The organism is Butyricimonas sp. BSD2780061689_150309_C8 (genome assembly GCF_015560935.1).
Taxonomy (GTDB): domain Bacteria; phylum Bacteroidota; class Bacteroidia; order Bacteroidales; family Marinifilaceae; genus Butyricimonas; species Butyricimonas paravirosa.
In genome coordinates this window covers 38,573-52,832 of the sequence record NZ_JADMSV010000012.1, presented here as the reverse complement: position 1 = coordinate 52,832, position 14,260 = coordinate 38,573, and the positions used below count along the sequence as shown (strand labels likewise).

General features: G+C 40.7%; 9 protein-coding genes. 2 read left to right on the top strand and 7 right to left on the bottom strand.

The window, feature by feature from the left end:
• Positions 1-212: 212 nt before the first annotated feature.
• Both I2I33_RS10775 and I2I33_RS10770 read left to right on the top strand, forming a co-directional pair.
• Positions 213-2,561, top strand: coding sequence for a S9 family peptidase (locus I2I33_RS10775; RefSeq protein ID WP_087421880.1), 2,349 nt, complete (start codon positions 213-215; stop codon positions 2,559-2,561).
• A 406-nt stretch (positions 2,562-2,967) separates the two neighbouring features.
• Complete coding sequence (locus I2I33_RS10770; RefSeq protein WP_140402596.1) at positions 2,968-3,162, top strand: hypothetical protein; 195 nt, start codon at positions 2,968-2,970, stop codon at positions 3,160-3,162.
• 788 nt (positions 3,163-3,950) lie between these two features.
• Here I2I33_RS10770 and I2I33_RS10765 read toward each other — a convergent pair.
• The 7 genes from I2I33_RS10765 to I2I33_RS10735 all read right to left on the bottom strand — a co-directional run bounded on the left by I2I33_RS10765 (position 3,951) and on the right by I2I33_RS10735 (position 14,220).
• A complete protein-coding gene (locus I2I33_RS10765; protein WP_087421528.1) occupies positions 3,951-5,147 on the bottom strand; it encodes a thioredoxin family protein in 1,197 nt (398 codons plus the stop codon).
• A 1-nt stretch (position 5,148) separates the two neighbouring features.
• Positions 5,149-6,717 carry a PKD-like family lipoprotein gene (locus tag I2I33_RS10760; protein ID WP_162613815.1) on the bottom strand — a complete coding sequence of 523 codons (1,569 nt, stop codon included), beginning with the start codon at positions 6,715-6,717 and terminating at the stop codon, positions 5,149-5,151.
• A 12-nt stretch (positions 6,718-6,729) separates the two neighbouring features.
• Positions 6,730-7,437: a DUF4843 domain-containing protein gene (locus I2I33_RS10755; RefSeq protein ID WP_087421530.1), complete on the bottom strand. Its 708-nt coding sequence runs from the start codon at positions 7,435-7,437 to the stop codon at positions 6,730-6,732.
• A gap of 26 nt (positions 7,438-7,463) precedes the next feature.
• Complete coding sequence (locus tag I2I33_RS10750) at positions 7,464-8,891, bottom strand: RagB/SusD family nutrient uptake outer membrane protein (protein ID WP_087421531.1); 1,428 nt, start codon at positions 8,889-8,891, stop codon at positions 7,464-7,466.
• Between the two features lie 29 nt (positions 8,892-8,920).
• Positions 8,921-12,283, bottom strand: a complete 3,363-nt coding sequence (locus tag I2I33_RS10745) for a SusC/RagA family TonB-linked outer membrane protein (protein ID WP_229128271.1) — start codon at positions 12,281-12,283, stop codon at positions 8,921-8,923.
• 68 nt (positions 12,284-12,351) lie between these two features.
• Positions 12,352-13,527 (bottom strand): FecR family protein, encoded by a 1,176-nt coding sequence (locus tag I2I33_RS10740; RefSeq protein WP_087421532.1) that lies wholly within the window; start codon positions 13,525-13,527, stop codon positions 12,352-12,354.
• A 117-nt stretch (positions 13,528-13,644) separates the two neighbouring features.
• Positions 13,645-14,220, bottom strand: coding sequence for an RNA polymerase sigma factor (locus I2I33_RS10735; RefSeq protein WP_087421533.1), 576 nt, complete (start codon positions 14,218-14,220; stop codon positions 13,645-13,647).
• Positions 14,221-14,260 lie beyond the last annotated feature (40 nt).

Sequence of the window (14,260 nt, the reverse complement as noted above, 5' to 3'; positions counted from 1 at the left end):
TACACGTGCAAAAATAGCTATAAAAAATGAAATCGTGGCGTCAGAGGTTATGTTTTGTAGCATATTCAAACGTTTGTGTAGAAGATGATTAGTTTAAATAATCTGAATCTGTTAAATATTTATTAAGATTTCGATAGAAAGGTAATCTTTGGGAGGATATAATTAATTTCGCTTTCACAAAGACCAATAGAACAAATTTAAAGGAATAAATGATGATCAAATGTTTTTTATGGTTCGTGCCCTGCCTTTTCGTGCTGGCCGGGTTTGCACAGAAAGCCAATTACAAAGAAGCCGAACGTTTTATGCGTGGGAACGCGGAAAAACTGGTAGGATCAACGAAAGTAAGTCCCCACTTTTTGAAGGAAAGCGATAAGTTTTGGTATAGTTACAAAACGGGCGATGGAACCCGTTATTATTTCGTTGACCCGAAGGCGAGGATTCACCGGGAGTTATTCGATCGGGAATTTATGACTGCCGAGATCAGCAAGTATACCCACGGACCGGTGAATTATAAAGAACTACCCGTGCGGGCATTGGTTTTTAAAGAAGATGAGAAAACATTGAAGTTCGAAGTGGATACTTTCCGTTTCGAATATAACATTTATACCAATCGGTTGGTGAAAATAGATTCTGCCCGGAAAAAGCCGGATACAACTCCCAAGAAATCGAACGGGCTGGAGGGAACGTATTCTCCGGATAGTACTTATATCGTTTACGCGAAAAGTCATAACCTGTATATGCTTTCCGTGAAAGATTCCGTGGAAACCCAGATCACGACGGACGGAGAATTAAAATACTCTTATGCCTACGGTGATACGGATACCACGAGTAAACGGGTGTCTGCCCGGGTGACTTGGTTCGAGAATTCTGAACGCTTTTACGTGCGTCGCTCAGACCGGAGAAAGATCAAAACGCTTTATGTGGTTAATAATTTGAGTTCCCGTCCGACGTTGAACGAGTATGAGTACGTGATGGCGGGAGATCAGGAGGTGCAACACGAGGAATTATTCTTGGTGGACACGACTGATAAGAAATTGATCAAAGTACCGGTTGAGAAATGGCCGGATCAGACGTTGAGATTATTTACCCCGGGAAAAAAGGTCAACAGTCTTTATTTCCTGCGCAAAAAGAGAACTTGTGACGAGATCGATTTTTGTAAGGTGGATTTGAAAACGGGGGAGGTGAAGGTGTTGATTAACGAGATTAGTAAGCCTTATTTCAATAATGATTTCTTCCATCTTTCCTTGTTGAACGAGGGGGAAGATATTATCTGGTGGTCGGAGAGAACGGGTCACGGGCATTTCTATCATTACGATGGCGAGGGAAATCTGAAGAACGCGATTACGGCCGGGAACTGGACGGCCGGGAAGATGGTTAAGATTGATACCGTGGGACGCACCATTTATTTCGGGGCTTACGGGCAGGAGAAGGGGGCGTGTCCCTACTATGCCCGGGTGAATAAAGCCCGGATTGACGGGAATGGTCAAGTGGAGGTGCTGACTCCCGAACAGGCCACTCATGAGGCTTATTTTTCGAAGTCGGGACGTTATTTCGTGGATAATTATTCCCGTGCGGACTTGGAACCCCGGAGCGTGTTGCGGGATAACAAGGGAAAGGTGATTCTGGAATTGGCATCACCCGATTTGACCCGGCTTTACGAGGCCGGATGGAAGATGCCGGAGCCTTTCACGGTGAAGGCTGCCGATGGGCATACGGATTTGTACGGTTTTATGTGGAAGCCTTTTGACTTCGATTCAACCCGGCGTTATCCGATTATTTCGTATGTTTATCCCGGACCGCAAACCGAGGCGATTCCGTTGGAGTTTTCCGTGACGGCAGCTTATAATGTTGGTCTGGCACAAGTCGGTTTCGTGGTGGTAACTTTCGGTCACCGGGGAGGTAGCCCGATGCGGGATAAATGGTATCACACGTTCGGGTATAATAATTTGCGGGATTACCCGTTGGCGGATGATAAGTGCGGTATAGAGCAGTTGGCTGATCGTTTTTCTTTTATTGATAAGTCCAAGGTGGGTATTTTCGGACATTCCGGTGGAGGTTTCATGTCTACTGCGGCGTTATGTACTTATCCCGATTTCTACACGGCGGCTGTTTCGTCGGCGGGAAATCATGACAATAATATTTATAACCAATGGTGGGGAGAGACGCATCACGGGGTTCGGGAGGTTAAATCTTTCGAGAAGAAAACCGTGAAAGATTCCATCACGGGGAAAGATACCACGATTTCCGTGGAGAAGATCAAGTTCGAGACGAAAATCCCGACGAATATCGAGCTGGCGAAGAATTTGAAAGGGTATTTGATGCTGGTGACGGGTGACGTGGATAATAACGTGCATCCGGCGAATACCTTGCGTATGGCAGATGCGTTGTTGAAAGCGGGAAAGAATTTTGACTTGGTGATTTTACCGGGACAAGCTCACGGTTTTATGGGCATACAACAGGCTTTCTATCAACGGAAGATGTGGTTCCACTTCGCGAAACACTTGCTGGGGGATTATTCGTCCGATCAGTTCCGGGAGATTGATGCTTATATGCGGTTGTGAGGCAAATGCTAACGCCTTGATTTTATTACACAGGTTATAGGATTAGAAATAATTCCCGAAGAGGGAGAGTTACCCAGCTCTCCCTCTGTTTATAGAGGGAGTACCCGAAGGGGGAGGGAGTTCGTGCTATATTATCCCGTTGGCGATCCTTTGTCTATCGATAGGCTATGACAAGAACACAGCATCTTCATAGCATGAACATAGCAAGATCAATCTCTTATGTATTTGCCGTGTTTTTGCTTTGTCATTACTTGGCATTTGTCATAGTTTATCCCTAGTTTACCCGTGGAGCAATGTGGGACGAGCGTCGAGATTGATGCTTCTACGAAGATTCTGTAATAGAAATAGGAAGGGGGAAAATGGATCGTCCCCCTTCCTGCACGAAGTCTTTTCACTGGTTGCAACTGTGAAATGTAAGTCCGGACTTCGTGTTGGTCTGAACCAAGTCAACGATGAAAATTCTAAATTGTCTTATTTGATGTCGGGGCAAAAAGTAACAGGGGAAAATAGCCGGATCAATGCAGGTTCCGGCTACTCCTGTTTCTATATCCCGGTCAATAAAAAATCCGGACCGAGCAAGTCAATCCGGAGTATGGCATAACGGCTCGGGATTGACTTAATTCATGGAAGTAGCGATCTGTCAACATGAAAAAAGCAACCCCACGCCGCTATAAGTATAATTCTGAAAGAATATACGTGTAACAAACGTGAGTGTTGCAATCCCATTTTCCATTGACATTATGTCTGAATCGCTACTTCTGGAAAATGAACATTTTAACCTCAACATCATAATCGGATTTATGGCGGCTCTCCGCTCAATCCTTAATACAAAGGTATGATTTTTTTGATTTATTACAAGCTGTTATATCAATTTTTAGTTGTTTGTTTACGTATATAGGAGTTGTTCAGGCTGGTTTAATCGCTTTTTAATATCAGTTTTGTAACCGATATAATAGAAAAATAAATGCAGATAGGGGGTATGTGGATTAAATATGATAACAATAAAGACGAGTTCGACTTGTCTTTATCTCGTCTGTAAATCGTCTTTGTCTCGGCTTTAATTACTTAACAGGGAATTATTACGGTAGTTTATGGTACTAATTGGGGAGATGGATTTTATAGGTACGATTGTAGGAAAGTATGTTATTATTAGATGAAAAGGGGCTGTCCCCAAAGTCATTTCTCAAACACCCTCCCGGCTTCGGGGTATTGAGCCTGCAAGCAGTCTCGAATCGGCTCTCGCCGATTTCCCTGTATAAACAAAGGGAGAGTTGAAATACTCCTTGTCTTCGGGAAGAGTCACCAGCACCTCCTCTGTTTATAGAGAAGGTGGCACGAAGTGACGGAGGAGTTCTTGAAATAAAATGGCTTTTGGGACAGCCCTTTCTTTTATCGATATGTTTGTCCTACGAAAGGTAAGTTTAGGTAACGATATAAGGCCAATGATAACATGGGTTTTTCAAACATGGGCATACTTGCCAGTACGGCATAAGCTTGCTTGAAATCCTCCCGTTTGGCATGGGCTGCAGCCAGATATAGTAAATTCTCTTGACAAGGCTGTGCTTTCATGGCAAGGTCGGCAATCCGTATCACCTCTTCAACTTCTTTATCCACAACAGGCGCATTCCGAAAATAATCGGCAATAATCATCGTGTAAAAAAGCTGACTATACAGGTAGCGGTGTTCGTCCCCACATTCTTGTACTAATGGTATGATAGCGGGAATTGCTTTTCCGAATTCATGGTTAAAGAGCTGTTCCTCGATTGCCAAGATGTTGCAATACATGGTAGACAAAGGGACGTCTATTTCTTTTAGTTCGGTAATGTATTGTTTGTACTCTTCCGGTTTCTCGTTATGTATGATACTTCCGACACGAACAATTGCCCGATAGAGATTGATCCAAAAATTATCATCGTATTTTTTATACACGTCAGCATGTCGAATGAGTTGCTCCCGGATGGTCTTGTCAGGTGAACGCATAAAGGACCTTAATACCGAATAGGCATCTTGCGAGAGTAATTCTTCGGGTGAGAGTCCGGATAAGTAATCCCTTAGACAGGTTTCGGCTTGATCCGGATCGATTTTGCTTAGGTTTTTGAAGACATAAGAACGGACGAGTTCAATGGAGCGTTCCCCTTTGTCCCACCGTTCTTTCATTGCAGCTAATTGTTTGGGGAAATCCGATTCTTTTGCTTCTTTCCCCTTCTTTATAAATGTTTCAGCTTCTAGGTAACCCACGTGTAAATCCAGTAAGTCTCCGTTTTCATCTAACCAGAAAAAAGAAGGGTAACCTCCAGCCTTATATTTTGCGAAAAAAACGTGTTCTCGTTGCTTTTCTGCATCTAATTTTATACAAATGAAAGAAGTATTGTAGTATTCTCCCACTTTGGTGTTTGTGAAGACATTTTTGGCCATCATTTTACATGGTCCACACCAGGAGGTGTAAACATCCACGAAGATACCTTTTTTTTGTTCTTTCGCTTGTTTTACAATATCATCAAAATCACCGGAACTGAATATGATCCCCTGTGCAGAGGCAAGCTGCACAGAGAATGAGATCATTATTAATAATATAATTTGTTTCATGTTATTCGTACTTTTCTTCTACATCAATTACTTGATCACAGAATCCGGATAGTCGATATACCGGATCTGCATGGATTCCTCCAACGGTTCCTAATTCATAATAAGCAACTCCACCTTTTTGGTTGCCTGATATTTTTTGATCTTGGATATACAGGCGGATTTGTTGTGTTGTTTTGGTTGCGAGCGGATTTTCAGGCGTTGGATCGGGGACGAGGATGTCACTTAATTTCATTCCGGTGATGGAGAAATCATCTTCTAGTCCGTTTATAATCTGTGCTTCCAGATTATTGGTTACGCCTTCTCGTAAATTACTTAAAGCGATAGCGTATACGCTGTTTCCTGTCGAATAAAAAAGAAGGTCTTTCATTCCTTCAAGCGAAGCGAAATGAGTTGCTTCCTGAAGATGAGGTGCAACTTCCGGGGTTATGGCTATTTTGGCGAGGCTAGTTCCCCGGTTATCAGACGTGATCTTTATTTTGAATAGATAATTTTGCTGATTTTCTTTGTGACGTAGTAACATCCAACATTCGTTATCTGCGGAAAGTAGTCCTCCCGCCAAATACTCCATGTTCGTTCCCATATTATTGCAATCGAAATAGTTCAGATCGCCCGTTTCTGTTTTTAGTTGCTTTAAAGGAGCTTTGTTCCATGCTGAGTTATTATGCACGAGAATACGTCCGTTTAATTCGTCATAGAAAGCGGGTCCACTCGACGATTGAACCATTCCGGTTCCGATTTTGTATTCTGTCGAACCTTCGACTACAACCATTGGTGCATCCCAAGTCATTGCACCCATGTTTGTTCCCCGTTTGAAGACTTGATCGCTGATGATTAAATAGTCAACACTTCTCGAACTGCTCTCCACGTGTAATTGGGGTGAATAGATTCCGGTTTCGGGACTGAAAGTTATTGCGCTTTCAACAGTTCGATTACTTTTCATAGAAACCGGATTGAGAAAATAACCGCCCGTTTCATTTTCGCATAACACCAAAACCTCTTTCATTTGTGGTTGGTATTTATTGGGATTTAAGGCATAAACTCGTACCGGATTTTCTAATTTTGTTCCGTTAGCTGCTTCGAAAATGTTTTTTACAAATGTTTTCTCAGCATCGTCTACCATAAAATGGAGTGCGTAACTTTCGTTTTCTTTACATAGTAGAAGAGTTCCTTTCGTGAAATCTGAGAGTACTTCCAGTTTCATTTTTTTCCGGTAATAAACCCCGGTTGATAGATCTGTAATCTTTACGACTAGGGAATAATCCTCGCCAGGGGTCAGAATTTTCGGATCCATGAAGGCATTCAAGTCTTTGGTTTTACCTAGCGTGTCTGCCTGTGTTCTCGTGGTAGGAGTGTAGGTATACCATGCATAACTTAATTGAGATTCATCACCGGTGCGTGTTGTGATTGGAAGAGGAATTTGTAGATAACTTCCCAGTTTCGCACTATATTTTTCCTGTAATGCTCCTATTGTAACTTCGTTTAATTCTTCTATTCGAGTATTGCTTTTGTCATCCACACATCCTATAAGAGAAGATAGGATTGTAAACCATATAAGTAAATTTCGTTTCATGTTCATTCTTGATTAAAATGGGTCCCACACTTCTATTTTTTTCCCGTTTTCGTCCACTTCATTGTGAGTGGCGTAATAGTAACAGACTGTTCTTCCTTGTGTCATAAAATAACTGTAGCTGCCCGGGAATGTGGCAATTTCAGCCATCGTGAGTGGAAAGTCGTGTCCCATTACCTCGATACATTTCTCGTGTTTCACTTGGGAGTATTCACCAAAGTAAATGATTAACAAATCTTCCCAATAACTGGGTTTTACAAGTTTGTTGGTGATCCTCACGTACACGCGGGATTTATCCTCGTAAGCGACATCAATATCCTCTGTCGGGATAAGTTGAAGTGCTATGGTTAATATATCATCATCTATGTCTGTTCCTCCCTGTATCAGGTAGATAGGTATTTTTATTTCTCCTTTACCCAGTTCAAACCAGTAAGAATCTTCCATTTCGTAGTAGATTCCTTCTTGGGCAGTCGTTTGGTCTTTGTCTATTTTTAAGCCTATCGGGGTTCGGGTTTCAAAGCTTTTTCCGACCAGTTTAGCTGTTAAATAAATGGTATCTCTGTCCTCTTTCGTCATGCGGAATGAATATGTCACGCTATCCTTGCCTGTTACGTAGTCAGGGAAAAATACCGAAGGTTTTGTCGTGTATATCAAACGATCATTTTCGTGACACCCGATACAAAGGATCGTGAATATATATATCAGTATTATATTTCTTATCATAGCTTTTCATTTAAAAGTTATTTTGATTACATGTTCCCGTAGTCCAATTCGTCGGTAGGAACGGGAAGCTGATACACTTTATTTTTATCTGTCAGGTTCACGTTGCTGAAAACCCCGATGCGCCCTAGGTTCATTCGTTTGTAATAAAAGAACATTTGTCCTTCAGCAATAAATTCTTTTTGGTACTCTTTGGCAATTTCTGCATCTAGGTCCGTAATGTTTTCTAAAGCTACCAATCCCCGGTGTGCCCGGATTTTATTTAGATATGCTAGGCCATTGTTTCCGGAGGCACATTCTGCTGCAATTAAATATACTTCGGATAATCTTACGATAGGAATATATTTCGCATTTTTATATTTAGCCGGCATCCAAGATGAGCTGACATCAGTAGGTTGGAACCATAATTTCAGGCGATAGTCATCATCTCCGGCCGAAACAGCTTGGTACAGGTTTGAGACTTTCGTGGCAGTGAAACATAATGCAGTGGCACTTGAACTAACCCCGTAAGCAATTGCATTTTCTCCGAAATATGAAGAGATGTCATCCTCTAGCTTTTCAATATTCAACCGGAACAGGATTTCATTTTTAAATAATCGGTCGTTTTCACTGGCAGAAGTTGTCAGGCTTAGTGGAGCCATAGGTTCTTTCGTATTTTCATTTATGATTTCATGAACTGCTTTCAAGGCGTTTTCTTTGTCTCCTATGTAATTGTACGCTCTGGCTTGTAATGCTGCTACCGTGAAGTAATTCATGCGGCTGTGACGTTCTTTTTGTGTGGAATCACGTTTTTCGTAGAGTTGTTGATATGCCGGTCCGAACCAATCGGAATTAGCTAACATGATTCGGGCAGAATCCAGATCTTGTGTGACCCGATTTACAAAAGAGCCGAGAGGAAGGGCGGCTTGAGCCACGTTCGTGTAAGTGTCTGCGTAAGGTATAGCTTGTTGTTCCAACCCGTCGGCAGGCGAGGGGCCGAATAGGCGTAACAAGTCGAAATGTAGAAATGCACGCAATCCGAATGCTTCTCCTTTTACGACTCGATAGTGTTGCTCGGAAGCAAATACGTTTTTGTTTTTATCAGCGTATTCCAATAGTACGTTTAAGTTGACAATGGCTTTGTAATGTCCTTTCCAAATAGATTTTAGACGAGTTTCTTCTTGTGTATCCGTATAATCATATCCTTTTGTTTTATAATAGTTATGTGTCTGACTCGTGATTTTATCGTAATATTGAGCCATTACATCCAAGTACCCAAAGGACAGTTCCCTACCGTAAGCCGATGGGGTAACCATGATCGAATAAACCCCGGTCAATACATCCCAAAAGCCATTTTCATCTTTGAACAGGTCATCCGACTTCACGTCTGATTTTGGGGATACATCGAACCATTTCTCGCATGAACTCATAGTTAAACAAGTGAGAAGGGCGATAATTATGATTTTCATATTTTTCATAACTTTGGTATCTTTATTTATTACATTGTTTAAAAAGTAACCTGCAAGGAGAGTGTGTAGGTACGAGCGAAAGGATAAACTGTTCCTCGTTCCATTTTCACTGTCGATGCTCGGAATATATCATTACCGATGGCCGTTACTTTCAATGATTCCATTCCGAGACGGCGTAATTTTTCTACCGGGAAACGATACGAGACACTTAAAGAAGAAAGTTGTACGTAGTTTTCTTTCTCTATAAAACGTGAGGTCGGCATCGTGGTTTCCGTGTTGTCGATCGCTTTAAAACGGGCGATATCTCCTGCTTCTTTCCAACGATCATATAAGACTCTACGATCGGCGTTATTTTTGGGGTTGACGTTTTCAACCTTGTCAACTAATGTCTGGTTATATATGTCGCCCCCGATGCTATATTTGAAAAAGGCATTGAGTTGGAATCCTTTGTACATGAACATTGTACCGAAACTTCCTTCCACGTCGGGATCTGTACAACCCAAGGGCTTATAATTGTCCGTACTCCATTTATCCACTTTATTCCCTTGTTGGTCTAGGAAAATTTCCTGTCCACTATTCGGGTCTATTCCTAATGATTCATTAGCCCAAATGGCATTGATGGATTTCCCTTTTTGATAGCGGACCACGGGGCGATTACTTTTTTGGTCATCATCGGCATTATTTACCTTATCATCTTGCATACGATTGTAAGCGGCCAAAGCATCATTTAATTTTAGGAGTCGATTCCGGTTACTCATCAGGCTGACAAATAAATCCCATTGTAGTTCCTTGCCCGTGTCCCGGATTACAGATCCCCGAATGTTTGTTTCAATTCCTTGGTTTTCGACTTCCCCGAGGTTGTCTTTGTATGAATCAAAACCTGTTGAGGGTGCTAATAGAACATCGATTAGCAAGGCTTTGGAATCCTCTTTATAAAAATTCACGTAACCGGACAAGCGACTTGTGAAAAGGGCAAAGTCTAGCCCTATGTTACGTTTTAGGTTTTTCTGCCATTTCAAATCAGTGTTCCCATAACTTTTTAATAATGCGCCGATGCTACCGTTGTAAGTAATACCGTCCACTAAATCGTCTTTGTAGGAGAACATACGGATGGACTGGAAAGGATAAAAATTTTGTCCTCCGGTACTTCCAATAGACCCTCGTAATTTTAAGTTATTTACTATACGAGAGTTTTCAAACCATTTTTCACGATGTATATTCCAGGCAATTCCGATAGAACCGAATGTCCCCCAGCGTTGATTTGCCCCGTATACAGAGGAGCCATCTGTCCGGATGGAAAGGTCTAATAGATAGCGATTATCCCAGCCGTAATTGACATTTCCAGCAAATCCCATTAAACGACTTACCTCGTAGTCTCCTGCAGGTTTGGCTCCGTCTTGGAAAGCTGTTCCCATACCAAAATGGTCCATTTGTTCATTGGGGTAATTTACCGCCGTAACAGAATAACTATCGATGTTACTTTCTCTTACATTCCAAACTGCTGCTAAATTTATATTGTGTTTCATGAATGAGCGGGCATAGTTGAACACAATGTTTGCATCATACGTGAATGTTTTTTGTTCTCCTTTCTGGTAGCTTCCTTTGTATTGTGTCGTTGCAAAATCCGTGTGTGTAGCCGGTTTGAAATCGTCGGTATTTTCTTGTTTGCTGTTTAAGGAGAATTTCCCGCGTAAAGTCATTCCCTCCATGATATTCCATTCTATCGAAAAATTGTTGTTAAATTCGCTATACGTGGATTCATTACGAGTTTTTTTGGCAGCATTGTATAACGGGTTTGTTACGAGTACATCTCCGTCAAGAGTCGGTTCGTAGAGATATTGTTTCACATTCCCGTTTTCATCATACGGATGGAAATAAGGATTTTGATAAGTGTAGGTCGTGAATGAACCGTAAGGAGAGTTTGTACCCTTCACGTTAGAATATGTCAGGTCATTGATGAAACGCAAGTTTTTATAGTTGTATTGTAATTTACTTCCAATTCCTACGGTCCTTCTTCCTGATTTTTTCATAACTCCATCCGTTTTGTTGTAATTTACGGAAAGAGCGTAACGGATAGACGAGTCACCACCCTCTATTAATAAGAAATGTTTGTGCCCGAATCCCAGATCTTTTATCGGTTTGCTGAGCCAGTCTGTATCAATACCCTCTTGTACCCATTTTAATCTTTGATTGTAAAGATCTGTATATCGGTCTCCCATTTCGATGTTGGAGTGAGTGTATAATTTTGCCAGACGTTCATATTCCAGTTTCTCGGTGGCATTCATTAGGTCATAGACACTTAAATCTGCAAACGAAAAATCTCCGGAAAAGGTATAATTTAATCGCAATTTACCAGCTTGTGGTTCTACCGTTTCAACAACGACTACCCCGTTTGATGCCCTTGATCCGTATATGGCTGTTGCGGCGGCATCTTTTAATATGGTGATTGAGGCTACCCTGTTGGGATCTAGGTCGAAAATCTTTTCAGCATTGACTTCGAATCCGTCTAGGATGAATGTTGGCATATTGGGTGAATTTTCGTATTCCGATTGCAGACTTCCTCCACCTCGGATTGTAAATTCTGGAATAGTGTTCGGATCGCTACCCATTTCAATATTATCCAGTAGTTTGAATGACGGGTCTAGTACGGAGAGTGTGGATAGAACGTTGCCGGAAGATACCATGCGTAATTTGTCTCCGGTAAAAGAGGTTGTGGCTCCCGTGTAACTTTCTTTTTTACGGTTATAATATCCCGTGGATACTACGACTTCTTCCAAAGTTTCTATGTCTTCTTCTAGGGTTACGTTTATTTCCTTTTGATTGTTTATTTTCACTTCTTTTGATTGCATTCCGATGAACGAGAATATTAGCACTAGATCTTGCTGTTCAGGTAAAGTTATTTTATATCTTCCTAGACTATCTGTAACAGCACCGATAGATGTTCCTTTGACTAATACGGTTACTCCAATCAGCGATTCACCTTGTTTATCTTTCACGATTCCGGTTATAGTAACTTTTTTTTGTTCTTCCCTTTTCTGAGGGGCCTTCATTAAAATTACAAATTCCCGATTGATTTCGAAGGTTAGGCCTTTGTCTGAAAGTATTTTTTCGAGTAGTTCTTCCAGTTCGATTTTTCCAAAATTTGCATCGACCTTTTCGTTTTTGTTCAACATGTCATTATTGTACATAACGATACAGCCGGTTTGTTTACGGATCTCCTGAAACAACTCTTCGAAAGTGGTTTCTCCCATTTTCATGTTTAGGCGGTATTGTGCCATTATTGTCGCATTTCCTCCTAGCATGAAACAAAATAAAAATACAATTGTCAGTCGCATAGCTAAGAATAATTTCCAACGTTCATTTTTTATAAAAACGAACCCTGTGAGTGGATTTTTTTTCATACATTTGTACTTTAAGTTAATAAAACTTGATTTGGACCGAAAGGTGGTGCGAACACCTGACGGTCTTTTTATTTCTGAAATACTTGAATTACATTTCCGTTTACTTTAAAATAGACATTTGAAGTTTTCTCTATGAATTCAAGCATGAATTTTAGAGTGTTACTTCGCTTTATGGCTCCTGTAAATTTGAATTGACGTGTCGTTTCATTCACGAAAAAGAAGTCTACATCGTACCAGCGACTAAGTTGAACAATTAGCTGTCCCAGCGGCATATCGTAAAACTCAAACATCCCTTCTTTCCAAGATACATAACTGGTAATATTTACTTGTTGTTTTTTCATTTCTTCGGAAATATTGTTGGAAACAGCCTGCCAACCTGGCTCTAAGATACATTTCTCGTTCTGGTTGTAAACCTCGACTTTTCCTTGAACGAGGGTTATGGCTGTAAGCTCCTCGTCCTCGTAGGCACTGACGTTGAATGATGTCCCGAGTACTTTTGTGTTCGTGTGTGGTGTGTGTACAATAAAAGGGTGAAGGGAGTCTTTTTTTACTTCAAAATAAGCCTCCCCTTTCACGTGGACTTCCCGTGTATTACCCATGAATCGGACGGGGTATTTTAATTCTGTTTCAGAATTTAACCATACTTTCGTTCCATCAGATAAGGTAAGAATATATTCTCCGCCACGAGAAACAACAAGGGTATTGAATTCCATATCTTCATCTAATTCCCGTGTCGCAAAAGAATCGGTAATTTCATATTTTAATCCGGAAGATTCTTCGTCTTTGATGATAGTATGTTTAGTTTCTAGCTCGAAGTTATTGTTCGTGTGTAATAGAACTTTTTTCCCGTCATTAAGGATAAGAGTGGCTTTGGGACTACCGGTTTTTACTTGGGCTAGGTCCATTGTTGTTTTCTCGGGAAGAGGTTCATAAGAAATGAATTTTATTATGGCAAAAAGAAACAGACAAGCTGCTGTAACTCCTGATATGAAGTGTTTCCAATGAATAGATTTCTTTTTACTTATTAGTCGGGAGTTTAATTTTTCTCTTCCTTTCTTGGAATCAATCTGTTCCCATGTTTGGGCGTATGTCAGTTGGTAATGGGTCCGGCTTAATTTTTCGAATAGCTCTTTATTTTCTTCGCTTGTGTTTAACCAGCTTTGAATGAGTTCTATTTGTTCCCGTGAGGCTTTTCCTCTCCAACATGCTTGAATGGCTTGAAATATGTTATCGCTTATTTCCATCTTTCCATGTAACTTTTATTAGTTAAACAGATTTTTGGTTTGGGCGGGTGAATGAATTTGGGAAAAAAATTGAGAGGAAAAAATATGTGTCTGATAAATAGATGATTAGAAGGCGTTTTATTGAAACTTTCGAGGAAATAACATGAAAAGAAGGAATATTTTTTTATATCCTTTTAATTCAGATCGTAATTCTTTCATTCCTGCTTTCAATAATGTTTTTACAGTATTGATGGAGACGTCTAATTTATTTGCCGTTTCTTGGTATGTACATCCTTGGCACATGACTAATTGAACAACACGTTGTGTTTTTTCAGGAAGTTTCCGAACAGCAGTCAAGACTGTTTCGATGGCAGTTTCGTCTAGTTGATTGGATTCCTCTTCGGCAATAGAATAATGAGGTAAATCTAATTGTTCTGTAAATAATCCTTGTTTGGCTATTTGGTTTATGCAAGCGTTTTTTACAATAGTGAAAAGAAAAGTGGAAAGAGCATGGGGATGAATGTGTCTGTAAAGTTCCTTTTCCCATATTTTTACGAATTGTTCTAGTACAATGTCCTCTGCCTCTGGTAAATCATGAAGCAGAGTATTGGCGAATAGGACTAAAGGTTTATAATACCGTTCGAATAAGGTATTCATGCCTTGTTTTTTCCCGGCTTGTAGTAAAGCTATTATTTGTGCATCACTGACGCTCATATCATATCCCCGTGTTTTGTACAAAAATAGGAATAATTTA